25 protein-coding genes and 1 pseudogene are annotated in these 24246 nt (G+C 63.0%); 12 read left to right on the forward strand and 14 right to left on the reverse strand.

Going from position 1 to position 24246, the window contains the following annotated elements:
* The first annotated feature begins 12 nt into the window (after positions 1 to 12).
* The gene (locus LNV06_RS14625; protein ID WP_263539022.1) at positions 13 to 825 is read left to right on the forward strand and encodes a LytR/AlgR family response regulator transcription factor; all 813 of its coding nucleotides are present in this window, start codon (positions 13 to 15) and stop codon (positions 823 to 825) included.
* A 75-nt stretch (positions 826 to 900) separates the two neighbouring features.
* Positions 901 to 1692, forward strand: a complete 792-nt coding sequence (locus LNV06_RS14630; RefSeq protein ID WP_263539023.1) for a substrate-binding periplasmic protein — start codon at positions 901 to 903, stop codon at positions 1690 to 1692.
* 18 nt (positions 1693 to 1710) lie between these two features.
* On the opposite strand, the gene LNV06_RS14635 is transcribed toward LNV06_RS14630, so the two are convergent.
* The 13 genes from LNV06_RS14635 to LNV06_RS14695 form a co-directional block, all read right to left on the reverse strand.
* Complete coding sequence (locus LNV06_RS14635) at positions 1711 to 2313, reverse strand: DUF2059 domain-containing protein (protein ID WP_263539024.1); 603 nt, start codon at positions 2311 to 2313, stop codon at positions 1711 to 1713.
* Positions 2314 to 2357: 44 nt separating this feature from the next.
* Positions 2358 to 3989, reverse strand: coding sequence for an OmpP1/FadL family transporter (locus LNV06_RS14640; RefSeq protein ID WP_263539025.1), 1632 nt, complete (start codon positions 3987 to 3989; stop codon positions 2358 to 2360).
* Between the two features lie 10 nt (positions 3990 to 3999).
* A complete protein-coding gene (locus LNV06_RS14645; protein WP_263539026.1) occupies positions 4000 to 5025 on the reverse strand; it encodes a transporter in 1026 nt (341 codons plus the stop codon).
* 5 nt (positions 5026 to 5030) lie between these two features.
* Entirely contained in the window at positions 5031 to 5795 is a 765-nt protein-coding gene (locus LNV06_RS14650; protein WP_263539027.1) for a C39 family peptidase, read from the reverse strand.
* Between the two features lie 63 nt (positions 5796 to 5858).
* Entirely contained in the window at positions 5859 to 6344 is a 486-nt protein-coding gene (locus tag LNV06_RS14655) for a hypothetical protein (protein ID WP_263539028.1), read from the reverse strand.
* 5 nt (positions 6345 to 6349) lie between these two features.
* Positions 6350 to 7228, reverse strand: coding sequence for a hypothetical protein (locus LNV06_RS14660; protein WP_263539029.1), 879 nt, complete (start codon positions 7226 to 7228; stop codon positions 6350 to 6352).
* 71 nt (positions 7229 to 7299) lie between these two features.
* Positions 7300 to 8130, reverse strand: coding sequence for a hypothetical protein (locus tag LNV06_RS14665; protein WP_263539030.1), 831 nt, complete (start codon positions 8128 to 8130; stop codon positions 7300 to 7302).
* 5 nt (positions 8131 to 8135) lie between these two features.
* On the reverse strand, positions 8136 to 8684 hold the full coding sequence (locus LNV06_RS14670) for a DUF6160 family protein (protein ID WP_263539031.1): 549 nt from the start codon (positions 8682 to 8684) through the stop codon (positions 8136 to 8138).
* A gap of 138 nt (positions 8685 to 8822) precedes the next feature.
* Positions 8823 to 9431 (reverse strand): DUF6160 family protein, encoded by a 609-nt coding sequence (locus tag LNV06_RS14675; protein WP_263539032.1) that lies wholly within the window; start codon positions 9429 to 9431, stop codon positions 8823 to 8825.
* Between the two features lie 365 nt (positions 9432 to 9796).
* Positions 9797 to 10846 carry an AraC family transcriptional regulator gene (locus LNV06_RS14680; RefSeq protein WP_263539033.1) on the reverse strand — a complete coding sequence of 350 codons (1050 nt, stop codon included), beginning with the start codon at positions 10844 to 10846 and terminating at the stop codon, positions 9797 to 9799.
* A 176-nt stretch (positions 10847 to 11022) separates the two neighbouring features.
* On the reverse strand, positions 11023 to 11721 hold the full coding sequence (locus LNV06_RS14685; RefSeq protein ID WP_263539034.1) for a hypothetical protein: 699 nt from the start codon (positions 11719 to 11721) through the stop codon (positions 11023 to 11025).
* Positions 11722 to 11858: 137 nt separating this feature from the next.
* The gene (locus LNV06_RS14690) at positions 11859 to 14588 is read right to left on the reverse strand and encodes a winged helix-turn-helix domain-containing protein (RefSeq protein WP_263539035.1); all 2730 of its coding nucleotides are present in this window, start codon (positions 14586 to 14588) and stop codon (positions 11859 to 11861) included.
* Between the two features lie 157 nt (positions 14589 to 14745).
* Positions 14746 to 15036, reverse strand: a complete 291-nt coding sequence (locus LNV06_RS14695; RefSeq protein WP_263539036.1) for a YciI family protein — start codon at positions 15034 to 15036, stop codon at positions 14746 to 14748.
* A 173-nt stretch (positions 15037 to 15209) separates the two neighbouring features.
* On the opposite strand from LNV06_RS14695, the pseudogene LNV06_RS14700 reads away from it, so the two are divergent.
* Together LNV06_RS14700 and gph are read left to right on the forward strand one after the other, a co-directional pair.
* Positions 15210 to 15605 (forward strand): annotated as a pseudogene (locus LNV06_RS14700) (GNAT family N-acetyltransferase); the annotation flags it as partial.
* 30 nt (positions 15606 to 15635) lie between these two features.
* On the forward strand, positions 15636 to 16331 hold the full coding sequence (gene gph / locus LNV06_RS14705; RefSeq protein WP_263539147.1) for a phosphoglycolate phosphatase: 696 nt from the start codon (positions 15636 to 15638) through the stop codon (positions 16329 to 16331).
* 4 nt (positions 16332 to 16335) lie between these two features.
* On the opposite strand, the gene LNV06_RS14710 is transcribed toward gph, so the two are convergent.
* Positions 16336 to 16956 (reverse strand): chalcone isomerase family protein, encoded by a 621-nt coding sequence (locus LNV06_RS14710; RefSeq protein WP_263539037.1) that lies wholly within the window; start codon positions 16954 to 16956, stop codon positions 16336 to 16338.
* A gap of 438 nt (positions 16957 to 17394) precedes the next feature.
* Between LNV06_RS14710 and trpE the strand changes: the two genes are divergently transcribed.
* Genes trpE through LNV06_RS14750 form a run of 8 tightly spaced genes read left to right on the forward strand, consistent with a single transcriptional unit; the run spans position 17395 to position 24239 of the window.
* Positions 17395 to 18894 (forward strand): anthranilate synthase component I, encoded by a 1500-nt coding sequence (trpE, locus tag LNV06_RS14715; protein ID WP_263539038.1) that lies wholly within the window; start codon positions 17395 to 17397, stop codon positions 18892 to 18894.
* A 2-nt stretch (positions 18895 to 18896) separates the two neighbouring features.
* A complete protein-coding gene (locus LNV06_RS14720) occupies positions 18897 to 19481 on the forward strand; it encodes an anthranilate synthase component II (RefSeq protein ID WP_263539039.1) in 585 nt (194 codons plus the stop codon).
* A gap of 6 nt (positions 19482 to 19487) precedes the next feature.
* Positions 19488 to 20528, forward strand: coding sequence for a low-specificity L-threonine aldolase (ltaE, locus tag LNV06_RS14725; RefSeq protein WP_263539040.1), 1041 nt, complete (start codon positions 19488 to 19490; stop codon positions 20526 to 20528).
* A 13-nt stretch (positions 20529 to 20541) separates the two neighbouring features.
* A complete protein-coding gene (gene trpD / locus LNV06_RS14730; RefSeq protein ID WP_263539041.1) occupies positions 20542 to 21588 on the forward strand; it encodes an anthranilate phosphoribosyltransferase in 1047 nt (348 codons plus the stop codon).
* Entirely contained in the window at positions 21585 to 22115 is a 531-nt protein-coding gene (locus LNV06_RS14735) for a hypothetical protein (protein WP_263539042.1), read from the forward strand. Before trpD ends, LNV06_RS14735 begins: the two co-directional genes overlap by 4 nt.
* Positions 22116 to 22158: 43 nt before the next feature.
* The gene (locus tag LNV06_RS14740) at positions 22159 to 22683 is read left to right on the forward strand and encodes a hypothetical protein (RefSeq protein ID WP_263539043.1); all 525 of its coding nucleotides are present in this window, start codon (positions 22159 to 22161) and stop codon (positions 22681 to 22683) included.
* Between the two features lie 60 nt (positions 22684 to 22743).
* The gene (gene trpC / locus LNV06_RS14745) at positions 22744 to 23532 is read left to right on the forward strand and encodes an indole-3-glycerol phosphate synthase TrpC (RefSeq protein ID WP_263539044.1); all 789 of its coding nucleotides are present in this window, start codon (positions 22744 to 22746) and stop codon (positions 23530 to 23532) included.
* 14 nt (positions 23533 to 23546) lie between these two features.
* Positions 23547 to 24239 (forward strand): uracil-DNA glycosylase, encoded by a 693-nt coding sequence (locus tag LNV06_RS14750; protein ID WP_263539148.1) that lies wholly within the window; start codon positions 23547 to 23549, stop codon positions 24237 to 24239.
* Positions 24240 to 24246: the final 7 nt, after the last annotated feature.

The following is a 24246-nucleotide window of genomic DNA, read 5'->3' on the forward strand; positions in this document are numbered from 1 at the left end:
CTGGATGACGCCATGAGCAGAGTCGTGACGGCAGTGATTGCCGAAGATGAAGAAACCCTCAGGCAGGAGCTGATCGAGGCCCTGGCTCAGGTCTGGCCCGAGTTGTCCATCGTGGCCGAGGCCAGTGATGGCATCGCGGCCTTGCGCGCCGTTGCCGAACATCAGCCGGATGTGGTCTTCCTGGACATTCAGATGCCGGGTGCGACAGGCCTGGAGGTGGCGCGTCACCTGGGCGGGCCAGCTGCAGCCGCGCTGGGCGGGGCGGCGCGCTCCAGCCATATCGTGTTTGTGACGGCCTATGACCAATTTGCGCTGGAGGCCTTTGATGCGGGCGCGGTGGACTATTTGCTCAAGCCCTTGTCCATGCCGCGACTGTTCACCACCGTCAGCCGCCTCAAGCAAAGGTTGCACGAGGCGCCGGCTGACTTGTCGGGCGTCCTGGCGCAACTGGCGCAGCGATCCGGCGGCGTTGCAGAGGCGTCGAGTCCGCCAGCGCGCGCCCCCCTGCGTTGGATCAATGTCTCGGTGGGGCAGACCCTGCGCCTCTTGACGGTGGATGAGATCTTGTACTTTCAGTCCGATACCAAGTACACCCGCGTCGTCACCCGCGATGCCGAGGCCCTGATCCGCAAGCCGCTGAAAGAACTGGTGGAGGAGCTGGACCCGCACCAGTTCTGGCAGATCCATCGCAGCACCTTGGTCAATGTGGCGGCCATTGCTGGCGCGACACGCGATTTCCGCGGCCGCCTGCAACTCAAGCTCAAAGACCGCAACGAGTCCTTGTTGGTGGCTGAAAGCTACACCCATCGCTTTAAAGAAATGTGAGTGGCGCTGCTGAAAACTACCCATGGTGCGGGCGGAACCAAGGGCTAGACTTCTGTCCAAGCTTTTGAGGAAACGATGAAGACGGCTCAGCTGCCCCATCTGCTGCGGAATTTGCTTTTGGCGACGGTGCCTTTGGTGCTTGGCCTGAGCGCGGCCAGCGTGGGCGCGCAGCAAAAGACGCTGGAGTTGGTGCGCGGCGACGACGACTACCCGCCGTATGAAATGGTGCTCAAGGGCAAGCCCGCGGGCCTGCATGTGGAAATGGTCGAGGCCGCGGCGCAAAGCCTCGGGATGAAAGTCCACTGGCGCAGCCTGCCGTGGAAGCGCGCGCTGCTGATGGTGGAAACGGGCCAGGCCGATGCGGTGACCTACATCTCGCGCACGCCGGAGCGCGAGGCTTGGGCCGTGTTCGTGGAGGGCAATCAGCTGTCCACCGCGGAGGTTCGTTTCATTGCTCGCAAAGACGAGGCCGCGCGCATGCTGTTCAACGGCGATGTGACAACCTTTTTGGCCCAGCACAGTCTGGTGGCCGTGCGTGGTTTTCAGTTCGGTCAGGTCGAGATTGACCGGGCCAAGCGCATCGAAGCCAGCTCCATGGACGACTTGGTGCGTCGCTTGCTCGCGGGGCACGCCAGCGTGGCTGCGGTGAATTGGATGGACTTCAATACCGTCTACCAAGGCCGGCCGGAGTTCGCCAGCATCAGCTCGCTGCAGCCGCCGATTGCCAGTTCGCGAAACTACGTCGCGTTTTCAAGCGCACGGGGTCATTCGGCCTTGGCACAGCGCTTTGCCGATGCTTTGACGCGTTACCGGCAAAGCAAGGCCTATGCGCAGCTGATGAAAAAGTACCAGCTGCCCATGCCCTGAATTGCCGGCAGGCTCAGCTCAGGGCGCGATCGAAGCTGCGCGCAACTTCAAGCCCACGGCCTGGGTCATGGTCTGCAGCTTGGGGTTGATGGCAGCGCCGCTGTCCTCGGCGACTTTCTCGCCCAGCGCGCGTTCCAGCTCCGGCACCAGCTTCTCGAACTTCTTCTTCACCGGCGACTCCAGCAGGGCAATGATTTGCCCCAGTTCCTCATCGCTGAACTGCGCCAGCAGCAGCGGGCTCAGGGTTGGCCGCACCAGGCGCTGGGCGCTGTCGCGCGCAATCGGCGTGGCCTCGTCCACATAGGTTTGTACATCGCTGCTGATGTCTTTCAGCGTGCGCTCGCGCTTCTCGACGCTCACGCGCCCTTGCAGCGCAATGCGGGCCTGCTCCATGGCGCTGGCTGCCGGGCGCTGAACCATCACCACGGCCACGTCTTCAACGCGCCACAGGCTCAAGAGCTTGTCGACCAAGGCTTGGCGTTTGTCGTTCGCCGCGGCGGGCTTGGCCACAGGCGTGGGAGTGGCAGTGGGAGTGGAAGAGGGGGTTTGGGCCAGCGAGGTCAGCGGGCTTGCCAGCAGCAAGGCGCCGCACAGGGCCATCAATTGAACGGGAGACTTCATGGGCTTTGGACGTTAGCAAGTGAGAAAGGGAAGCAGGGGGCGAATCAAAATTCATGTGACATCGAGATGCCGGCATAGCGAATGCGGATGCCGCCATTGATGTCCAGCCCCGCATAGGGGTTGTAGATCACGTTGAAGAAGTTGTTGCAGTTCAGATTGCAGCTGGTGTTGGCGGGCAGATCGAACTTGCCATGGGCATAGCTGGCGGTGGCGTCGAAGCGGGTGCCGCTCTTGGTGGTGTAGCCAATGCCCACACTCTTGACGGTGAGGTCTGGCATGGGCGCGATCAAGTCCATGGCCGAGCGCGGCACCGAGCTCTTCCGCGGCTCATAGCCGGCGCGCAGATGAAGGCTCTGGCCGATGCTGAGGTCCATGCCATAGCCAAAGTGCAAGGGGCTTTGGTAGCCGCGCGGAATCACCAATTTGCTGGCATCGGGCTGGCCGAACAGGCGCGCCATCTGCAGCAGCGCGACCTGCTGGTCGAACTGAAAAGTCATCTTGTCCCAGCGCTTCCAGTTGGTCCAGTTGGCGTCCACATTGAATTGCAGAAAAGACAGGGGCTTGACCTTGATGCCCACCTGCGCATGTTCGGGGAAGGGCAACACCAGGGTGACGTTGCCGCTTTGCACCGCCGGGATGGAGGTCGGCATGCCAAAGGTGGCCGCCAGGATGGGCCCTTGCAGGCTGGCATACATGCCGTCTACAAATTTGCGCAGCATGGGGTCGGCTTGGAAGCTGAAACGGCCCGTCATGGCCGTCTTGCTGCCGAACTGATAGCTGGCGCCCAGCGCAAACCAGTCCTTGGGCTCCCACAAAACGCCCAGGTTCAGCGTGGGGTCTACCGGCGCGGTCAGCTCAAAGTCCATATTGCCGGCCTTGTTGAAGGGGCGCAGTCGGCCCTCTTTGCCGCCGCCGCACAGGCCAAAGGCCAGGGTGTCCAGCGGGTTGCCTTGGTCACCGCACCAAGCATCTTGCAGCTTGCCGATGATGCCCAGCAATTGGTTGGGCATGCGCATATCGGTGTTGAGCGCAAAGCCCTGGTGAGCAATGGGCACGCCAATGCCAAAGCTCAGCGTGTCGCTGTATTGGTAGGCGGCGGTCGGTGAGAGATAGACCAGGCGCTGAATGACGATCTTCTTGCCGTCAAAGCGGGCCGGGTCGTTCGGGTCTTCGGTGCGGTCAATGCCCACGGCCATGGGCACATAGGACGCGGTGCCAAAGGTCCATTTGGAGTCGGGCGCATGAAAGGCCAAACCCAGACCCGCACCCACGGCCGAAGGCAGGGGCCGCTTGATCGGGCCGTAGAGCGGCAAAAACAGCGAAGCGTTGACCTTGTCGCCGGTGCGCGTGCCGTTCAGCGGGTCTTCTTTCCAGCCGCCGATGTCAAAGTCGGGCGGCTGCGAGAAGCTCGCATAGGGCTTGATGGAGGCGCCGAACACCGCATCCTGGCGCCGATTCGCCTTCAGTCGCGCCAAGCCGGCGGGGTTGAAGTGGATGGAGTCCAGGCCCGGCGGGTCGGCCACCACCGCATTGCCCATGGACATGGCCACCACGCTGGCGCCCAGGTTGTCGGTCAGTGCGGCTTGGGCGTTTGGCTGGGCCCAGAGCAGGGCCGCGCCGGCCAAAGCCAGCCAGCCGCCTGCGGGCCTGGGGCGGCCCACTGCAAAACTGCGCATGAGCCTGGCCTCAGAAGTTCAGGGGCAGATTGAAGCCCAGGGTGAAGGCCGGCGAATCCGGGCCCAAGCCCACGCCGACCGACACGTTCACCGTGGTTTGCGGCGAGGCGCGCACGCCCAGACCAAAGCTGATTTGACCCGAGGTCTGCGGTGCGGTCATGCTGGTGCTGCCGTCGGCCAGATGCAGCTTGGTCTTGGCCGAGATCGTTTCCTGGAAAGACACCGTGGTCGAGACCTTGTAAGACAGGGCGTAGGCGAAGCCCATGCCGAAGCCGAAGCTGGCGCCGGGGTCCACGCCGGTCAGCGTGGCGCCGTTCAACTGCTGGCTCAGATGCCGCACCGGCACGCCCAACGTCAGCGAGACCGAACCGAACAAGGCCACCGGGTCCATCACCTTGGAAGTGTTGGCGCCCAGGCTGAGGGCGGTGTAGCCCGAACCGGTGCTCAGGCCTTGGCCAGCCACCACCTTGAAGGGGCTGCGGCCGCTGGGCACGCGCAGCGTGGCCGAGGTGGTCAGCGAAGGCAGATCGCGGCTCATGGCCATGGGTTGCCAGCGCAGGCCCATGCCGATATCGCCAAAGCCGTTGACATTGCCGGAGAACTTGTCGGACTCCGAGAACTTGCTGACCAAGGGCAGCGAGACATTGGCGGTCAGGTTGTCCATCACCCCGTAGTCGGCCGAAACCGTGTTGGTGACGGTGTGGGCGCGGGTGTTTTGGATGCTGAACAGCGTGAGACGGCTGTCGTCAAATTTCGCATCGATCTGCTGGGCGCCGATATAGGCGTAGCTGAAGTCATAGGTCAGCGAGGTCTTGCCCTTGCGGATCAGCGAGTACTGCTTGTCTTGCGCGGTCAGTGCGGCTTTCAGCAGGGCGGTTTGGTCGACGTCACCTTCTTGCTTGGCCAAGGCCTCGCGCGCGGCTTGTTTGCTGGTGTCGGTGCTGGTTTGTGCCTGTGCTTGGCCTGCGGCAAGGCTCAGAGAAAGTGCCAGCGCGGCGGCGGCGAGCGAGGAAAAACGGGTGTCGAGAGAGTTCATGGTCTTCAGCGGCGGAGATTGAAAATGCCAAACTTGGCTTGGACCGCGTTGCGCAAGGCTTCGGTGGTGTCCAGGGGGAGGAGACTGGCTTGGCGGCGTACCAGGTCGTCATCAATGACGCCCAGTTCTTCGTCGCCCAGGGCCAGCAGGGAAAGAGGCTGCGGCTGTCCCTTGCCGGGAGTCAGCAGGAACAGGGTGTTGCGGTCCCAGAGTTCTTCAAACTCGTGAACCGAAAAAACGATGTGACCGATGGCGGGGTCGGCCAGAAACACGCGACCGTTGCGCATGCCGCGAAACACCACAAAGTGTTTGAAACCGGCGTAGTCGATGGGCACGATGGCCGGCTGCGTCAACTCGGCCAGGTCCTTCATGCTGGCGCGAAAGCCCGCGCCCTCGGCGCCCAGACTGAGGACATAGCGCTTCATGTCCAGCAGCGAGAAGCCGCGCCGGGCAATGATCTTGTCGCGTTCGCCAAAGGCCAACATGCCTTCCATGGCCTGCTGCTCATTGACCTTGATGCCAAGGTAATTGTTGATGACCGTCACCAGCGCGGCCGAGCCGCAGCTGTAGTCATAGGCCTGGTGCACGATATTGCGGAACTTGATCTCGGAGAGCGGCTCGATGCGCACCGACATCGGCGATACCCCGCCGCCCACCTGCGCCATCGGCAGTTCAAACTGCTGCTCGGGCACGTTCTGGATGGGGTATTGCGTCTCCACCGTGGCGCCGCCAATCCAGGCCGCCAGCGCGCCAAGAAAAATCATCCACATGTCCAGGTCTCCATACTGCCTACTGCTATTTCTTTGACTGCTGCTGTCTTGGGCTCAAACCCTCTACCTGGACCAAAGCAAGACCTGACCCTGCATCTGCAGCGAGCCATTCAGCTGAATCTGACCGAGGCTGTTCGAGAGCGGCGCCAGTGGGTCGGTCTGCACGCCCAGGGCCTTGACGCCAAAATCCTTGAAGCCGAGAAAACTCGGCAGCGTCAGCTGGATCACATCGCCGACTTCGGCAGGGCCGGTCACGGCTTGCACCGTCAGGCCGAGCAGATCCAGCGTGCCGCTCAGGTTGTTCAGCAACAGATAAGTGGTGGTGGCGCCAACCTTGAAGCCCAGGCTGATGCGGTTCTCCGATTGCGGCCCGGTGTTCAGCTCTAGGTGGGCGTTCAAGACGATGCCGGCCTGGCCGCTGATGCCGCCCAGTTCCTCATCGGACAGCGCTGCTTTCAAGTTGGGGCCGGCCAGCGCCGCGCCGCCGCTGCCCATCAGCAAGAGGCTCAAGCTGATGCTGAAGAAGAAGGAGCGCAAGCAAGGTTTCATGGCAGTCAGGGCCCTGTCTTCACGCGCACATCGAGGTATTGGATTTGCATGCTGCCGATGCGGCTGCTGCCCAGATCCAGGCTGGGGCCAAGATCACTCTTGAAGCTGATGTTGTCGATCACCAAGCTGCCAGCGGCTGCGGGCCCGGCGCTGGGCCAGGCCAGGTTCAGGTGCAAGAAGCTGTTGCCCTCGGGCGTGGTGATGGCGTTCAGCAAGAGGCGCTGGCGGTCCAGATCGGCCAGGCGCCAGGGCTGATCGCTCAGGCCGCCCGCGGCGCTGGCTCCGGCCAGATGCAGTCCCCGCAGGCTGAACTGTTCGGGCGCGGCGGGGCTGTCGAACAAGGTGGTGTCGCCGCGTCCGCGCGGGCGCAGCAGCACTGCACCGGCGTCCAGACGCAGGCCCAGGCCAAAGGCGATGCCTTGCTCGACCGGGTCGGCATTGGGCGCGATGCTGAGGCTGCCGCCATAGCTGCGCAGGTCTTGGATCAGCAAGGCGCCGGCGTTGAAAGTTTCACTTGAAGCGCCACTGCGCTTGTCGATCAGGCTCAGGTCGGCGGCGAACTGCCAAGTCAAGCGGCCCAGCGCATTCAGCGGCTCGCTCAAGCTGACGCGGTCGGGCATGCCAGCTGGGCCTTTGAGCAGACTCAGCACATAGGGGTCAGCGTAAGTCGCGGCCAAGTCGTCGGCGCGCGACAGCGCGAAGTTGGACAGGCTCAGGCCCGAACCCTCGGCGCTGCCCAGGCGCAGGGTCAATGGGCCCTGCAGTGCAAAGCCGCGCAGATTGAAGGCAAAGCCGTCGCGCCCTTGCACATGGGCCAACTCTTCGTCGGAGATGGGGGTCAGCGCCCAGCTAGGGCCCAGCGCGAGTGTCGCAAGCAGAAACACCAAAAGGGCTGCGAAGCCCTTGCTGTGTGTTGACTGCGGATCACGCCGCTGAGGCTGCTGCCTGACCATCGTCAGCCTCCGCCCGGTTTCACCAGCCCAGTGGGCATCGTGGGCGGCAGATTGGGCGGCACGAGGCCGCCCAGATTGGTGGCCGTGAGCTTGTCGCGCCAGTTCATCCAGAGCCCGGCTTGAGCCAAGTCCGGCGCCGGCATGCCGGCGACTGCGGCCGGAAATTGCACCGCCTGCTTCAAGACCGACAAGAACAAATCTCGGCTCGCTCCGCTGCTGTCGCCCGCTTGCAGCGTGCCGATCTGCGCCAGCGTGAAGGGGCAGGCGCTGGCACCGCAAGTGCTGCCGTCCCATCGCTTGCCGCCCAGCGGGTCGCTGCGGGAGTCCAGCGTCAGACCCGCGCCATCGCTGATGGCCAAAGACCCGCTGATGGCTTTGGCGCTCAGTCCAAAGGCGCCGCTGACGCCTTCAAAGCCCAGGCGCATGCCGATGATTTCGCGGCTGTTGGCGTCGCCCACATTGCGGTAGACCAGTTCAAAGAAGGGGTTGCTCAAGGCCACGGTGCGCTGGGCGCTGCCCAGATCGCTGCGGCCGAACTGCAAAAGGTTCAGGTCGATATCGGCGCCGCTGCCATTGCGCGGCGCATGGGTATATTCGCCCAGACGCAGCTTGGAAAAATTGGCGCTCAAAGACAGATCGGCGTTCAAGGTGAAGCGCGAAAAGTCCAGCCCATTCAAGCTGCTATTGCTGATGGACACCATGGCCTGGCCCCAGACGCCAGCCAGCTCGGTATCGTGCAGCGCGCTCATCTGCGCGTGTGCCGCGGGCGCGATCAGCAGGGCACACAGACCCAGCACTTGCAGGCGGTTCATCAGCAACTTGATCATCTTCATCACCATCAATGCGCCCACATCCAGATCTTGGAACCTTGCAGGTCGATATTGGTGATGGCCAGGCTGCCCATCGAGGCGCTGCTATTGCCCAGGGTGATGGAGCCAATGCCCAGACTGGGGCTGAGCCGGTGGTCCAGGCCGGCATTCGGCACGGCAAACTGGATCACATCGCTGCGGCCGTCATAAGTGCCCGAGGCCAGCAAGCGGCTGATGCCCGCGGCCCCATCGGCGCCGTAAGCCGCCATCGCATTGCCCATGGCCGTGCTGAAGCCGGAGGAATTCAAGATGTCCACGGTCATCACGAATAGACCACGCAGGCTGATGTTGTTGAAGGCGATCGAGCCGCCTTCGGGGTTGCTGGCGCTCTTGGTGCTGTAGACGAAGGAGCCGACCCGGATGTCCAGGTCCGCCGCCAGCGTGACCCCGTCTTGTCCATGCACTTCGGCCAAATCGCTGTCCTCCAGCGCGCTCATGGCTCGCGCTGCACCGGCCTGCAAGAGCAAGGCGGGGAGCAGGACGAACAGGGCGATGAGCAACAAGTGCAGCCGGTTCATGACAAGGGGATTTGAAAAAAGTGGATGAGGGTGTTTGAGAAAAAATCGGCCCGGCAAAATGGCGCCGGGCCGAGGGCTTGCTTGGCTTTTGACGCTGCTGTTTTTCAAGCAGCGTTGTTCAGCTCAGAGCCAGGCAAATTAGTGAGCCCAAACCCAGAACTTCGAGCCTTGCAGATTGATGTTGTTGATCTCAACAGCGCCGAAGGAAGCGCCGTTGCTGTTGCCCATGGTGATGCCGGCGACAGAGACGCTAGGCGACAGCTTGGCGTCCAGACCAGCGTTGGGGAAGGCGAACTGAACCACGTCGCCGCCAGCGTAGATGCCGCCAGTGACCAGCTTGACCAACTCGCCAGCGGTGGCGGAGGTCGGGGCGATGGCGCCGGTCTCGCCCAGGTGAGTTTGCATGGACTTACCGATGGTGTTGACGATGTTGCCGGCGGTGTTGGCAGCGGTCAGCAACTTGGTGGAGTCAGCGATGTCTGCAGCGGCCACACCCTTCAGGATGTCGATGGTCATCACGAACATGCCCTTGACACCGATGTTGTTGAACGAGACCGAGCCGCCTTGTGCGTCCGTGTCGGTGTACTTGAAGGAACCGATATTGATGTTCAGGTCACCAGCGATGGACACGCCGTCCTGGCCGCTGACTTGCGACAGGGCGCTGTCGTCGATGGCGGTCATGGCCGAAGCCGACAGGGAAGCGGCAGCCAGCAGAGCGGCGACGGCGGACAGTTTGAATGCTTTCATTTGGGTATCTCCAGGTTTATTAATGAATCGTTAGATGAAGTTTGAAGCGCTCACTTGCGCACGCTGGGCCGTGGTCTCTGGTCACGGGTTTTGCTCTTTGCAGCGCAGGAACTTGTGGGTTCCTTTGCGGCGCCGAGTTGTCAGCGGCGTGAACGAATGATGCGGATTAGTTGGCAAAAACAAGTGACTTTGGGAGCCAAGCTCTTGGCCTTGCGTGCCCTCCGTTCGACGGGGAGTGAGAACCCCGAGGAAGCTTCTTTCATGCAAACGAGATCAATCCATGGGGTACTTTTGGGTCAGTGTGATTAATGGGTTAGTCGCAGAGGCTGGCGGCTGGCATGGCGGCCGGCCGAACTTGCGCGCGATCAGGCCAGACTGCGCAGGCGGCTCGGCGAATGGCCGAACCAGCGCTTGCAGGCGCGGTAAAAATTGCTCGGGTCCGCAAAACCCAGCGCGAAGCTCATCTCGGTGGGCGAGATGCTGCCTCGCTTCAGATAAGTAGCGGCCAGTTCGCGGCGGGTTTCGTCCAGCAGCTTGTTGAAACTGGTGCTTTCTTCCAGCAAGCGGCGCTGCAAAGTGCGCTCGCTCATATTCAACATGGCTGCAATCGCCTCGCGCTTGGGGTCGCCCTTGGGCAGCTCTTGGGTCAGCAGCTGCCGCACCCGCACCTGGATGCTGCCGCCGCGCTGCACCATGGCTTGCTGGGCGCTGCGCTCGCACAAGGTGGCTACGCCGGCGTTGGCGGTGGGGATGGGGGTGGCCAAATCGGCGGTGGCAAAGGCGATGCAAAAGCTCTCGGCGCCGAAGCGCAGCTCGCAGCCAAAGGCCTTCAGCCAGGGGTCCATGTCCTGGGGTGCGGCAAAGGGGTAGTCCACATGCAAGGGCCGCACCCGCACATTGGTGGCCCAGTTCAGCGATTGCAGCAGCACATTGGCGATGAAGTCATAGCGCTGCATCGGCGGCGGCTGCAGGCCTTTCAGAATCTCCACCTGCAGCAGGCATTGCTCGTCTCCGCGTTGCAGGTCCATGCAGACGGCAGGCGAGAGCAGGGCCGAGAAGCGCAAGATGTATTGCAGCGCATCGCCCAGGTCGCGCGCCGACAGCACCAGATGGGCCAGCAGCCCTAAGGCCACCAGCGGATGCGCCGGCACGCTCAGGCCAATGGCCGCATCACCGGTGCGCGCTGCGGCCAACTCCCAGGCGCTGCTGTAGGCATCGGACAGCACGCGTGGATCGGGCTCGGTCTCGTCCAGGCCCAGTTGTTCCAGCAGGCTTTGCAAACACAGGCCGCGCGTCGCCATGGCCTGGGCCATGGCGTTGTGCCAGCTCGACACCAAGCTGGTGGCCGCGCGCGATTTGGGTTTAGTCGCGTCTTGGCGGGGCGTGCTGGCGGCAATGAGGCTGGCGCTGGACATGGTGCTGCGAACGAGGCCGACGGGGCTCAGATTGAGGGACGGAGCCCGCACTCTAGAAGCCGGTTTGGGGCCTGTCGCCGTCCGTCCGTCTAGGTCTCGCCTGTCCCAAGGGATAGTGCTAGCTAGCCGAAGGGATAGGTTTTACGGGGATACCCGGAGCCCGCTCCCCGGCCAGGCTAAGGCTGCGTCGCGGGCGAGGGGGCGGAGGCCGCTTGCGCGGCGCCTGGGCGCTTTTCTTTGGAAAGAAAAATCAGCGGAATCAGCAGCGGCGCCAAGGCCACGTAATAGATCAACAGCACCCCGTCTGAGGCGATGGCGACCGGCGTGGCCAGCTGTTCCACGGTCTTTTGGCCTGGGGCCTCTTCGGCCTCCATCGTGACGGTGTAAGACCGGTTCAGCTGATGCTGGCTGCGGGCCGCGCGGAAGGTATTGCCCACCACATAGCGCTTGCCCTGCAGCGGCCGCGCCAGCGCCCAGCCCGAGTGCTCTGATGTTGTCTTCATAAAGCCCAGGCTCTGGGCCAGCTCGGCTTCATCCTCATTCAAATCGGCCGGCAGAAAGACCTGGTAGCCGCCTTGGGTGCTGCCGTTCAGCGCGATATGAAAAGGCCCTATGGCCGCGCTCAAGCGCGCTTTCAGCGGCGACTCCAACAAGCGCACCAGATCGGCCGGCGCTTCGAAGACATAGTGGTACTGCTCCCCCAGCACGACCAGCTGCTTGCGGTCTTGCGAGATCAGCAGGCTGGCGACTTGCTCGGTGTAGATGCGCGGCTTGCGCTGCGGGCTTGCGGCTTTGGCTTCGGCATCTGGGCCGGTGGGCTTGTCGCTGCTGGCGCAGCCCTTGAGGCCTTCCAGACCAATGAAGAGCGGCAGCATGCCAGCCATTAAAAGAGTACGTCGTTTCGGATGCATCGGCCCGGTCTCAGTTCAGAACTGAGCTGACTCTAGGGCTAGGGGCCGCACCTGTCGCCGTTCAATGGGATAGGTTGGGCTTTGGTGTGCTGCGGTGCGCTTCAGCTGACCCAGCCGCGTTCGCGGGCAATGAAGACCGCGTGGGTGCGGTTGCGCGCGTCGAGCTTGTGATTGATGTTGCGCAGATGGAACTTCACCGTCGGCTCCGAGATGTGCAGGCTGTTGGCGATCAGCTTGTTGGGCATGCCGGCGGACAAGCATTGCAAGATCTGCAACTCGCGCGGCGAGAGGCCGCAGTCGATCACTGGCGCAGCCAAAGGTGTGTCTGGCGGCATTGAGGAGGCAGGGTTGTCGAGCGCTGAAGCTTCCGGCGCGGCCTCGGGCATCGCCGCCCCTTGGTCGGTGATTTGAGCGTCGTTGCCCAGCACCAAATTCAACAGGGCCTTGAGGCGCGGTGTGTGGGCCGGGTTGCTGTGCCCCTGTTGGCGCAGGCGTTCCAGCAGGGCGATCAGCTGCGGCCCTTCTTCCAGATAAGTGGCTCGCAAAGCCAACTCGCCATCGGCCAGCAGCAGATCGGCCAGCAGCTGCAAGGCATCGCCTTCGTGCTGCAAGCTGGCCAGGGCCTGGGCTTGCAGCAAGCCCAGCTTCAGCTGGCGGCGCCGGCGGCCCAGTTTTTGTGCTTTGTCTCGCTTGGTCTGGCAGGCCTCCAGCACCTCTTCGGCGCGGCCGTCGCGCAGGCCCAAGCGCAGGCCGGCCAGTACCTGGTCTTCGACGTCGTTGATGGGCGTCATGCGGTCGGCGGCAAAGTCCCAGGCCGCCGGCAAGAGGCTCAGACGCTCGGGTGCCAACGGGTGGCCATGGTCAAACTGGTGCACCACCTGATATTGCTGCTCCAGACGCATTGGCGCCACGATGCGCGTCAGGCCCAGCGAGCGGCCCAACTCGGTGCCCGCATGGATCAAAGCCGCTGCTTCGGCATATTGGCCAGCGCGACACAGGGTGCGCGACAAAATCCGGTGGGCGATGACGATGGCATCCAAGAACACCAGCTCGGCCGACAAGTCCAAATACTCGCGCGCCAGGCTGGCGGCGCGCTCAAACTCGCCCACCTCGTAGAGCGCCCCGGCTAGGTAGATGCCCACATAAGCACTGCTGGCGCTGTGGCGGCCGCTGACGCGGCTCAGCTCCGCCAAGGCGGGCTCCAGCCGGGCAATCACCTGCAAGGCGCGGCCTTGGGCCAGCAGGGTGAAGGTGCTGATGCCGTGGCTGAAGGTGGTGCCGTAGATGCTGCCCATGCGCTTGAACAACTGCAGCGAGCGGTCGGCGTTTTCAATCGCCGCGTCAAAGCGATGCGAGCACAGGTCCACATAAGCGCTGATGGAGCGGAAAGTGGCCTCGCTCAAGCCGCCCAGCGCGGTGACTTCCTGGTTTTGCAGTGCCGCCTCGCACTCGCTGAGCCGGTCCATCAAGACCAGTGACAAGGGGCTGAGCAAGCGGTACTCGGGCATGGCCTGCACGGCGGGCTCATGCTTGAGTTGCTCGGCCAATTCGCTGGCCTGGGCATATTCATAACGGAAGATATGCGCCCAGCTCAGCGCCACCAGCAGCTCGGGGTGGCGCAATTGCACGGCCGGCGGAATCTGCGCTAACCAATGGCGGCAGGTACTGATGTGGCCGCGCGCCAGCGCCTGCCAGACATGGCCGACCAGGATGGCACAGGCCTGCTCATGGTTGCCGGCGGCCAGCGCATGGTCCACGGCGGCACCGGGGTCACCGGCTTGCAAGAACCAGTCGGCCGCGCGCTGATGCAGCTCGGGCAGCCAATTGGGGTGGTCTTCGCCCAGCTTGCGCAGCAGGAACTCGGCAAACAGCGGGTGGTAGCGGAACTCGGTGCCGGCCGCGCCCATGCGCAGCACGAAGAGGCCTTGCTGCTCCAGCTGGCGCAAAAGGGTGGCGGCGTTGCTGATCTGGCAGACCGCATTGCAAATGCCCGGCCCCAGCTGCTTGATGAAGCTGGTCTGCAGCAAAAAAGTCTTGATCTCTTCGGCCTGATCCCAGAACACCTCTTCGTAGAGGTAGCGGCCAATATCGGCCGTTTGTTCGCAGAAGTTTTCGATGAAGCCGCGTTTGTCGCCGCGCGCCTTCAGCGCCAGGGCGGCCAGTTGCAGGCCGGCCGGCCAGCCTTCGGTGGCGTGCAAGAGGCGGCGCACACTGGCGGCGTCCAGCTGCAGCTGGTGGCGCTGGTTCAAAAACAGCTCGGCTTGTTCCAGATCGAAGCTCAGCTCGGCCATGCCAATCTGCAGCAAGCGCCCCTGGGCCTTGAGTTTGTACAGACGCAAGAGCGGTGCGCTACGCGCACTGATGAAGAGCTTGCACTGCGGCGGCAGGCGCTCGATCAAGCGCTGCATCAGGTCCACCGCGCGGGCCTCGCGCAGATGGTCGAAGTCGTCCAGAAAGATGGCGGTGGGTTGCTGCAGGGCGGCCACGGCGTCCAGCACATCTTGGCCCAGGCGCGAGCCGGTGTAGCGCGCGTCCATCAAGTTCGGCAGGGGCTGGGCCGGGCTGGCCTGGGCGCCGGCGGCCAGGGCCGAGTCGAGCAAGGCGCAGAGTCGCTCGACGTGGTTGTCGTCGGCGCTGAGTTGAATCCAGGCGGTGGCAAAGCCCTTTTCGCGCAGACGCTCATGCAAGCTCAAGAGCGCGGTGGTCTTGCCAAAGCCGGCCGGCGCAATCGCCAACACCAGCGAGACCTCGGCGCACTCTTCCAGCCAAGCGGCGAGGTTGGGGTTGTCGACCAGATGGCGGCTGAGTTGCGGAGCGGCGAGAAGGGTCATGGAGAAAACGAGCTGCTTCGGGCGGTTCGGCGCCGGCTGCGACCGCCGCGCACGAGTTTGCATTTGTGTTGGGCCGCGAGCGTACCCGATCAGACTGGCTTTGCTGCTGCGTGAAAGTCTGTAGAGCCGGTGCCGCTAAGGTTGGAATCCGCCCGTATCACCCCGCCAAGAATCGCTCGAACGGCGCCGCTGCCATCGAGGGCAGGAACTCAATCAGCTCGTAGTCCGCCAACTGCTCGCGGTGAAAGGGGTCTCGCTCGATGATGGCCTGCACTTCGGCACGGCTGTTCGCCTGCGCCAGGATGATGCCGCCCGTGCGTGGCTCTTGGCGCCCAGACAAGAGGAACTGCCCTGACGCGTAGTGCCGTTCCAGAAAAAGCCGGTGCTCAGGCACCCAACGATCCACTTCGGTGAGGGGTTTTTTGTAGCGCAAGACGATCAGGAACATGCAGAGATCACTCCTTTGTCCCTGCACTGTAGCGCTGCCCGCGCTGGGGGGTGTTGGATAGGGCTCTCGCGCCTTGGGCTTGGCGGCAACGCGTTCTTGTGAGCGAGTTAAAGGTCTGGCCAGGGGCTTCCCCGCAATAATCCGCCGCTAATGATTGCTTCCCCCAGTTCACCATGACCGTCACCCTTCAACCGATAACGCGTGAGAACTTTGATGCGCTTGCCTGCTTGTCGGTCTTTGAGCATCAGCGAGATTTCTTGGCGAGCAACTCTTACTCCATTGCCGAGGCCAGCTTCAACCCGTTTCTGCGCACCCGGGCGATCTATCTCGGGGAGGAGCCCGTCGGCTTTTTGATGTACTTGGCGCCGGAGCCTCATGAGGAACCTGCCGGGGAATACGGTATCTGGCGTTTCATGATTGACGCCAAACATCAGGGCAAGGGCCTGGGGCGCCAGGCCTTGCAACTGCTGCTGGATGAGATACGCGCCTGCGGCGATGCCACGCGGATTTTCATCTCCTACATGCCAGACAACGCCGATGCGCAGCGCTTTTACGCGAGCTTTGGCTTTCGCGAAACCGAGATCGATGAAAGCGGGGAAATGGTGGCGGTGCTTGCGGTTGACGGCCGTGAACAGGGATCAGGGCAAGAGCGACCCCAGGCCTTCATCCTCGACCTGGACGGCACCATGGTCGACACCTTGGGCGACTTTGTGGCGGTGCTGGAGCGGGTGCTGACCGAGCTGGGCTTGCCGGTGGTGGACCGGGCTTTTGTCGAAAAGACGGTGGGGCGCGGCAGCGAGCATTTGATTCGCAGCTGCTTGGCGCAGGTGGGCGGCGCGCCCGAGCTTTATGAGCGGGCCTGGGCCTCGTATCAAGCCCAGTACCGTGCCTTGAACGGCCAGTACGCCGAGGTCTACCCCGGAGTGCGCGAAGGCTTGCAGCGCTTGCGGGCATTGGGTTTGCCGATGGCTTGCTTGACCAACAAGCCGGCTGCCTTTGCGCGCGAGTTACTGCGGGTCAAGGGGCTAGACGGCTTCTTTGACAAGGTCTTTGGGGGCGACGATTTCGAGCGTAAAAAGCCCGACCCGCTGCCGCTGCTGAAGACTTGCGAGGCCCTGGGTTCAGAGCCGGCAAAGACCTGGATGATTGGCGACTCCAGCAATGATGCGCAGGCGGCTCATGCGGCGGGCTGCTCCGTGGTGCTGGTCAGTTATGGCTACAACCATGGTGAGCCGATTCGCCAGGTGCCGGCCCAGCAGTATGTGGACCGGCTGGATCAGATCGTGCTGAGTTGATGGCTTAGCTGCGACCGGCGCGCTCGCGCACGATGCCCAGCAGGGCGTCTTTGAGTTGATCGTCGGCCGGTGACTTGCCCAGCCAGATGCGCAGCAGGGCCGAGAAGAACTCAGGCTCCTTGATCGGCGCGCCTTGGGGCTTGCCGTTCAAGAGCACCACCGAGCCGGTGCCGGGGATGTAATCGATGGAGAAGTGTTCTCCCGTCGTCAGGCTCTTGCGGCTGGCGAAGACTTCGGCCACGCGCAGCACGCCGTTGATGGCTTTGCCAAACTCTTCGCGCGGTGCGTTTTGCTCCATGCCCTTGGTGAAGAGGCGGCCCAACTCATTGCCGTCCACCTCGCGCAGCATCACGATGTGCAGGCGCTTAGGGCCAGGCGCGGCCAGCACGGCCTCGGTGCTATTGGCCTTGCTGCCCAAGTACAGGCCGGCGGTGTAGACCTTGAAGACGGCTTTGTAGCGGATGCCGGCGCCGTTCAGTTGCAGAGTTTGCCCGCCGACGCTGAGGCTGCTGTCGTACTTGACGCCGGCCACCTCGACCACCGCAGCCGCGCTGGATGGCGCTTGCGCCTGCAATGCTTGGTGCGAGCCGAGGGTGAGCAATGCTGCAACGATGAATCCGCGCATAGAGGGAGTCCCCTTTTTTCCGTTGTTGTCTAGCGAGCCATTCCCCAGAGCGGGGCCTGTGAGTATGGCTTGAAGCCGCACAGCTTGTCTGCGCTGGATGTCACAGGAGGCTGATACACTGATTTCATCATGTTCATCACGCGCAAGCACATCAAGGGGTCTCACGACCGGGGAGCCTGGCCCTGGCGTCGCCAGCCCGACTTCGTCTGAAGAAGACGCTTGCTGCTTGCCAGCCGCACCTTGCGTGTGCGGCGAAAATTCCACTGATCTCTCCTTGCGCCTGACCTGGCGCATTGTCTTGCGCAAGCTTGCGCCGAGCCCGACCGGGGCCGCCCAGAGATCAGGCTTGGCAGCCAAGCGCCCTGATGCATTGTTTCCGCGGCCTCTTGCGACCCCATGAAAAGGTGTCTGCCGGGCTGCAAGGGTTTGAAAGAACTGATGATGACCGAACTTGAATTCAAGAGCCTGGCGGCTTCGGGCTATAACCGCATCCCGCTGATCAGCGAGGCTTTTGCGGACCTCGAAACCCCGCTCTCTCTGTATCTGAAGCTGTGCGCGGGAGCCGGCGCTTACGGCGGCAAATCGGGCCGCAACAGCTTTTTGCTGGAGTCGGTGGTGGGCGGCGAGCGCTTCGGGCGCTATTCCTACATCGGCCTGCCGGCGCGCACCGTGCTGAAGAGCAGCGGGCAGCGCACCGAGATCATCACCGACGGTCAGGTGGTCGAGACCCATGAGGGCAATCCGCTGGACTTCATCGAGCAGTACCAGCAACGCTTCAAGGTGGCGCTGCGCCCCGGCATGCCGCGCTTTTGCGGCGGCCTGGCCGGCTACTTTGGCTATGACGCGGTGCGCTATATCGAGCCCAAGCTGGCTCACACCGAAAAAACCGGCGGCGTGGGCACGCCCGATGTGATGCTCTTGCAGTGCGAAGAGCTGGCGGTGATCGACAACCTGTCGGGCCGGCTCTATCTGATCGTCTATGCCGACCCTGCCCAGCCCGAAGCCTTCCACAAGGCCAAGAAGCGCCTGACCGAGCTGCGCGACAAGCTCAATTACAGCGTCTCGGCACCCACGGTGAAGCGCGGCCTGGCGCATCCGGTGGAGCGCGAATTCGCCAAGGCCGACTATCTGGCCGCGGTCCAAAAAGCCAAGGATTACATCGCCGCCGGCGACATGATGCAGGTGCAAGTGGGCCAACGCCTGCGCAAGCGCTACACCGAGTCGCCGCTGAGCCTGTACCGCGCGCTGCGTTCGCTGAACCCCAGTCCGTACATGTATTTCTACGATATGGGCGAGTTCCAGATCGTAGGCGCTTCGCCCGAAATCCTGGTGCGTCAGGAAACCACGGCAGACGGCGAGAAGGTCACCATCCGCCCCCTGGCCGGCACGCGACCACGCGGCGGCACGGTCGAGAAGGACCTGGCGCTGGAAAAAGAGCTGAAGGCCGACCCCAAGGAGTTGGCCGAGCACTTGATGCTGATCGACCTGGCGCGCAATGACATCGGCCGCATCGCCAAGATCGGCTCGGTCAAAGTGACCGATGCCTTTGTGGTGGAGCGCTACTCGCATGTGATGCACATCGTCAGCAATGTCGAGGGCACGCTTCTTGACGGCTGCAGCAATCTTGATGTGCTCAAAGCCACCTTCCCGGCCGGCACGTTAACCGGCGCGCCCAAGGTGCGGGCCATGGAAATCATCGACGAGCTGGAGCCCGTCAAGCGTGGCATTTATGGCGGCGCGGTGGGTTGCCTGAGCTTTGCCGGCGATATGGATCTGGCCATCGCCATCCGTACCGGCATCGTCATGGACGAGACGCTCTATGTGCAGGCGGCGGCCGGCGTGGTGGCCGACTCGGTGCCCGAGCTGGAATGGCAAGAAACCGAGGCGAAGGCGCGCGCGCTGATTCGCGCCGCTGAACTGGTTGAGGAAGGATTCTGATCATGTTGTTGATGATTGATAACTACGACAGCTTCACCTTCAATTTGGTGCAGTACTTCGGCGAACTCGGGGCCGAGGTCAAGGTCGTGCGCAATGATGAGATCTCCATCGAAGAGATCGCTGCACTCAAGCCTGACCACCTGGTCTTCTCGCCCGGCCCTTGCTCGCCGGCCGAGGCGGGCATTTGCGTGCCGGCCATCCAGCACTTTGCTGGCAAGCTGCCCATCCTCGGCGTCTGCCTGGGGCATCAAAGCATGGGAGCGGCCTTTGGCGCCAAGATCGTGCGCGCCAAACACCAAATGCATGGCAAGGCCTGCGTGCTCAGCACCGACCAGAAAGGCGTCTACAAAGGCCTGCCGCGTGAGTTCAGCGTCATCCGCTATCACTCGCTGGTGATTGATGAGGCGACGCTGTCGCCCGAATTTGAAATCACCTCGCGCAGCGATGACGGCGAGATCATGGGCGTGCGTCACCGTGCTTTGGCCGGCAGCGCCACGCCGATGGAAGGGGTGCAGTTCCATCCCGAGTCCATCCTCAGCGAGCATGGTCACGCGATGCTGAAGAACTTCCTAACCCTGGCCTTGTAATTCGCCATGGCAGCCTTGATAGATCTACGCAGCGATACCGTCACCCAGCCGACGGCGGGCATGCGGGACGCGATGGCGGCCGCGCCGTTGGGCGACGATGTGTTTGGCGACGACCCCAGTGTCAATGCCTTGCAAGAGGCCCTGGCCGAGCGCTTGGGCTTTGAAGCGGCGCTGTTCTTCGCTAGCGGCACGCAGAGCAATCTGTGCGCCCTGATGAGCCATTGCCAGCGCGGCGATGAATACATCGTCGGCCAGTTCGCCCACACTTACCGCTGGGAAGGTGGGGGCGCCGCGGTGCTGGGCTCTATTCAGCCTCAGCCCTTGAACCATCAGCCCGATGGCTCGCTGAGCTTGGCTGACATCGAGGCCAATATCAAGCCCGATGACTTCCACTTTGCCCGCACCCGCTTGCTGACGCTGGAGAACACCATACGGGGTCAGGTCTTGCCTTTGGACTATCTGGCCCAAGCCTCGGCCTTGGCGCTCAAGCATGGTTTGAAGCGGCACTTGGACGGCGCGCGTTTGTTCAATGCGGCAGTGGTGGGTGCTGGAGTCGGTGGCGATCCATACGCCGCCGCGCGCGCCATTACTCAACATTTCGACAGCGTCTCGGTCTGCTTCTCCAAAGGCCTGGGCGCGCCGGTGGGCTCGGTCTTGTGTGGCTCAGCGGCGCTGATCCAACAAGCGCGGCGCTGGCGCAAGATGGTGGGCGGCGGCATGCGTCAGGCCGGCCTGCTGGCGGCTGCGGCGCACTATGCGCTCGACCATCAAGTGGCGCGTTTGGCCGAAGACCATGCGCTGGCCCAGCGTCTTGCCAGTGGTCTGCAAGGCATTGAGGCGCTGGCCGTGGAAGCGCCGCAAAGCAATATCGTGTTTGTGGGCGTCAAGCCCGAGGCGGTCGAGCGCGCCGCCGGTTTGCTGCCGCATCTGAAGTCGCGAGGCGTCTTGGCCACCGGCATTTATCAGCTGCGTTTTGTCACCCATTTGGATGTGGATGCGGCCGGCATTGACCGCGCCGTGGCTGCCGTGCGCGAATACTTCGCTTGAGAGGAAATTGACCGTGCCGATTACCGATACCGAAGCTCTGACCCGCGTCATCGAACACCGCGAGATCTTCCACGACGAGATGCTGACGCTGATGCGCCGCATCATGGCCGGCGAGATGTCGCCCGTCATGTCGGCCGCCTTGCTGGCCGGCTTGCGGGTCAAGAAGGAAACCATTGGCGAGATCACCGCCGCCGCGCAGGTCATGCGCGAGCTGTCCAACAAGGTGCCGCTGCCGCAGCCCGTGAACCCCAATCTGGTCGATGTGGTGGGCACCGGCGGCGATGGCGCCCACACCTTCAATATCTCGACCTGCTCAATGTTTGTGGCGGCCGCGGCTGGCGCACAAGTGGCCAAGCATGGCAACCGCAGCGTCTCCAGCAAGACCGGCAGTGCCGATGTGTTGGAAGCCCTGGGCGCCAACATCATGCTGACTCCGGCCCAAGTGGCCGAGTCGATTGCGCAAACCGGCATCGGCTTTATGTTCGCGCCGAATCACCACCCGGCGATGAAGAACATCGCCCCGGTGCGCCGCGAAATGGGCGTCCGCACCATCTTCAACATCCTAGGCCCGCTGACCAATCCGGCCGGTGCGCCGAATATCTTGATGGGTGTGTTTCACCCCGATCTGGTCGGTATCCAAGTGCGCGTGATGCAGCGCTTGGGCGCTGAACATGCGCTGGTGGTCTACGGCAAAGACGGCATGGACGAGATCTCGCTGGGCGCCGCCACTTTGGTCGGTGAACTGAAGAACGGCGAGGTGCGCGAGTACGAAATTCACCCGGAAGACTTTGGCCTGGCCATGGTGTCCAACCGCAGCTTGCGCGTCAGCGGGCCCGAGGAGTCACGGGTCATGCTGCTGGGTGCCTTGGCCAATGAAGAAGGGCCGGCGCGCGACATCGTCATTTTGAATGCGGGCGCCACGCTGTACGCCGCCAATCGCGCTGGCTCTATTGCCGAAGGCATTGCGCTGGCTCGCGCGGCCATTGCCAGCGGCGCGGCGCGAGCCAAGCTGGACCAGTTTGTGTTCGCCACCCAAACCTTGGCGACCGCTCCCGCATGAAGTTAGGCTTCGGCTCCCAAGCGGGTTTGCTGCGTCGATTGACTGAAGAGGCGGAACAGCAGGGCCAAGTGATGTTGCCCATGCTGGAACCTCATCCGCTGGGGCTGGCGGTGACCTTGCTCGGCACCGCCCTGGGTTTGGTCACGGTCCGCGTGGAAGGCGTACCCTTTGCCCGGGAGTTGGGCTGGCTGTCGCTGCTGATGGTCATGGCCGGCATGTTGATGGTGTTCATGCTGCAGCGCTCGGGTGTGGGTTGGTGCATCGGTTTGAGTGATGCGCGGATTGAGCCGGTGGGTCAGGCTGGTGCGCCGGCCGTGCTGAAGGGCGCGGGTTGGAAGCTGCTTTGTGTGGCCGGCTCTAAGCGTCGCTCGCTGGCGCTGGAGTTCCGCCACGAAGATGGCGGCCGGCCGCTGCGGGTGTTCCAAACGCGCGCCAATGCAGGTCGCAGCGAACATCAGCTGACCAGCCAACTCGCCGATGTGTTGGCGCGGCGCTTGGGTGTGGAGCGTTCAGGGCTGAGCCTTTGAGCTCAGTGCGGGATATGCTTCCGGCGACAAGGAATAGGAAATCATGATACTGAGTTTTAGGCCGCCACAGCAATATCACTTGCTGTCACAACTCGAGTCTGGAAGTTCAGATTTGTTTCTGTCTCGACGCGATATGTGGGCCAAATCAGAGTTCAAAAAGGGGATCAAGGGATTGTTCTTGGGTCCGCTGATGTCGGGGTGGCCGACAGAGTTGGCATTTCTTTGGTTTCCTTTTGCCGTGTTGGCCTTGCCTTTCTTTTGTCTTTGGTGGGCTGTTCGGCAGCGGCGTCCTCAAGCGGGATGGCGTATCGATTTGCCGGGGCTTCGCCTTGTGCCCGAAATGCAAGCTGAGCAAGTCGCTATCGAGCTAACTTCAGAACTGGGCGTGCTATGCCATGGGGCCGTGATCGAGTTGACGCACCCAAAGCGAGGCCCTTTGGCGACGCTTCTTGAGGCCGCACCGATGAGCCGGGCGGATGCTGATCAGTTGAACCGTTTGGCCGAGGGCTTGGCCAAGCGGCTTGGTTTACGTGTGGTCGGACTGAGGGCGGACAGCCGTCTTGGATGATGGCTCTGCTCGACTTTCGTTTGATGCCTTTGTATTTGTTCTATTGAGGGCTTGATTGCCATGTCTGACATCTTGCGCCGCATTGTTGCGGTCAAACATGAGGAGCTGGCGCGGGCGCGTCAGCATAGGTCGCTGGCCAGCTTGCGTGATGAGGCGGAGGCTCGGCACGATCAGCGCGGCTTTGAAGCCGCCCTGCGTGCCAAGATCGCCGCGGGCAAAAGCGCCGTGATCGCTGAGATCAAGAAAGCCTCGCCCAGCAAAGGCGTGCTGCGCGAGAACTTCCAGCCCGCCGCCATTGCCGAAAGCTATGCCAAACACGGCGCGGCCTGCCTGAGCGTGCTGACCGATGAGCAGTTTTTTCAGGGGCAGGTGGCTTATCTGCAGCAAGCGCGCGCCGCGTGTGAGCTGCCGGTGCTGCGCAAGGACTTCATGGTCGATGAGTACCAGGTCTTTGAGGCCCGGGCCATGGGGGCCGACTGCATTTTGCTGATCGCCGCCTGCTTGGAGGACGCGCAAATGGCTGATCTGGAGGCGGTGGCGCTGAGCTTGAAGATGGACGTTCTGGTCGAGGTGCATGACGGTGCCGAGCTGCAACGGGCTCTGCGTTTGAAGACGCCGCTGGTCGGCATCAACAACCGCAATCTGCGCAGCTTTGAAGTCACGCTGGACACCACGCTGGGTCTGCTGAAAGACGTGCCGGCGGATCGCTTGTTGGTGACCGAATCGGGCATCTTGAATGCGGCCGATGTGCAGACCATGCGTGCGGCCCAGGTCAATGCCTTCTTGGTGGGCGAGGCCTTTATGCGCGCGCCGGACCCGGGTGTGGCCTTGGCGGCCCTGTTTGCTTGATTTCTTTGCGTGAGATGAATCTGGCGGCGAGCCTGGCCCAGGTCGATGGCGGCTGGCGGCCGCTCCTCGACGCCTGGCGCGCTAGCCCGGCCGGCCAGCAGCTGCAGGCTTTTCTGACCGAGCGCGCTGCGGCGGGCGCCACCATTTATCCGCCCGAGCCCTTTCGCGCCCTGCGTCTCACGCCACTGGCTCAGACTCGGGTCCTGATCTTGGGGCAAGACCCCTATCACGGCGCGGGCCAGGCCGAGGGCCTGGCCTTCTCGGTGCCGGAGGGCGTGGCGCCGCCGCCCAGTTTGCGCAATCTCTTCAAAGAGCTGCAGCGCGACCTGGGTCAGCAGCCGCCGATGTCGCCCAGCCTGAGTGCTTGGGCCGAGCGCGGCGTCTTGCTGCTCAACAGCTGCTTGACGGTGGAAGAGGGCGCGCCGGCCAGTCACGCCAAGCGCGGCTGGGAGGCGCTGACCGATGCCTTGGTGCAAGCGGTAGCGCAAGAGTCAGCGCCCAAGGTCTTCATGCTCTGGGGCGCGTATGCGCAGGCCAAGGCGGGCTTGATCGCCGCCGCCGGCCCGCAGCATTTGATCTTGCAAGCCAACCACCCCTCGCCACTGTCGGCCTTGCGGCCGCCCGTGCCTTTCATCGGCTGCGGGCATTTTTCTCTGGCGGCAGACTGGTTGGCTCAGCAGGGTCGGGCGATCAGCTGGGCTTTGTAGCGACTGG

It is taken from the genome of Paucibacter sp. Y2R2-4 (genome assembly GCF_025717535.1).
Lineage (GTDB): Bacteria > Pseudomonadota > Gammaproteobacteria > Burkholderiales > Burkholderiaceae_C > Paucibacter_A.

Bases quoted from the DNA above. Each gene is read 5' to 3' on its own strand.
- gph (WP_263539147.1), top strand. From the start codon at position 15,636: ATGGTGGCGGTGCTTGCGGTTGACGGCCGTGAACAGGGATCAGGGCAA.
- LNV06_RS14640 (WP_263539025.1), bottom strand. From the start codon at position 3,989: ATGCGCAGTTTTGCAGTGGGCCGCCCCAGGCCCGCAGGCGGCTGGCTG.
- trpC (WP_263539044.1), top strand. From the start codon at position 22,744: ATGTCTGACATCTTGCGCCGCATTGTTGCGGTCAAACATGAGGAGCTG.
- LNV06_RS14675 (WP_263539032.1), bottom strand. From the start codon at position 9,431: ATGAAAGCATTCAAACTGTCCGCCGTCGCCGCTCTGCTGGCTGCCGCT.
- LNV06_RS14680 (WP_263539033.1), bottom strand. From the start codon at position 10,846: ATGTCCAGCGCCAGCCTCATTGCCGCCAGCACGCCCCGCCAAGACGCG.
- trpE (WP_263539038.1), top strand. From the start codon at position 17,395: ATGATGACCGAACTTGAATTCAAGAGCCTGGCGGCTTCGGGCTATAAC.
- LNV06_RS14655 (WP_263539028.1), bottom strand. From the start codon at position 6,344: ATGAAACCTTGCTTGCGCTCCTTCTTCTTCAGCATCAGCTTGAGCCTC.
- LNV06_RS14685 (WP_263539034.1), bottom strand. From the start codon at position 11,721: ATGCTGCCGCTCTTCATTGGTCTGGAAGGCCTCAAGGGCTGCGCCAGC.
- LNV06_RS14740 (WP_263539043.1), top strand. From the start codon at position 22,159: ATGATACTGAGTTTTAGGCCGCCACAGCAATATCACTTGCTGTCACAA.
- LNV06_RS14665 (WP_263539030.1), bottom strand. From the start codon at position 8,130: ATGAAGATGATCAAGTTGCTGATGAACCGCCTGCAAGTGCTGGGTCTG.
- LNV06_RS14750 (WP_263539148.1), top strand. From the start codon at position 23,547: ATGAATCTGGCGGCGAGCCTGGCCCAGGTCGATGGCGGCTGGCGGCCG.
- LNV06_RS14720 (WP_263539039.1), top strand. From the start codon at position 18,897: ATGTTGTTGATGATTGATAACTACGACAGCTTCACCTTCAATTTGGTG.
- LNV06_RS14635 (WP_263539024.1), bottom strand. From the start codon at position 2,313: ATGAAGTCTCCCGTTCAATTGATGGCCCTGTGCGGCGCCTTGCTGCTG.
- LNV06_RS14690 (WP_263539035.1), bottom strand. From the start codon at position 14,588: ATGACCCTTCTCGCCGCTCCGCAACTCAGCCGCCATCTGGTCGACAAC.
- ltaE (WP_263539040.1), top strand. From the start codon at position 19,488: ATGGCAGCCTTGATAGATCTACGCAGCGATACCGTCACCCAGCCGACG.
- LNV06_RS14695 (WP_263539036.1), bottom strand. From the start codon at position 15,036: ATGTTCCTGATCGTCTTGCGCTACAAAAAACCCCTCACCGAAGTGGAT.
- LNV06_RS14670 (WP_263539031.1), bottom strand. From the start codon at position 8,684: ATGAACCGGCTGCACTTGTTGCTCATCGCCCTGTTCGTCCTGCTCCCC.
- LNV06_RS14650 (WP_263539027.1), bottom strand. From the start codon at position 5,795: ATGTGGATGATTTTTCTTGGCGCGCTGGCGGCCTGGATTGGCGGCGCC.
- LNV06_RS14630 (WP_263539023.1), top strand. From the start codon at position 901: ATGAAGACGGCTCAGCTGCCCCATCTGCTGCGGAATTTGCTTTTGGCG.
- LNV06_RS14735 (WP_263539042.1), top strand. From the start codon at position 21,585: ATGAAGTTAGGCTTCGGCTCCCAAGCGGGTTTGCTGCGTCGATTGACT.
- LNV06_RS14645 (WP_263539026.1), bottom strand. From the start codon at position 5,025: ATGAACTCTCTCGACACCCGTTTTTCCTCGCTCGCCGCCGCCGCGCTG.
- LNV06_RS14710 (WP_263539037.1), bottom strand. From the start codon at position 16,956: ATGCGCGGATTCATCGTTGCAGCATTGCTCACCCTCGGCTCGCACCAA.
- LNV06_RS14625 (WP_263539022.1), top strand. From the start codon at position 13: ATGAGCAGAGTCGTGACGGCAGTGATTGCCGAAGATGAAGAAACCCTC.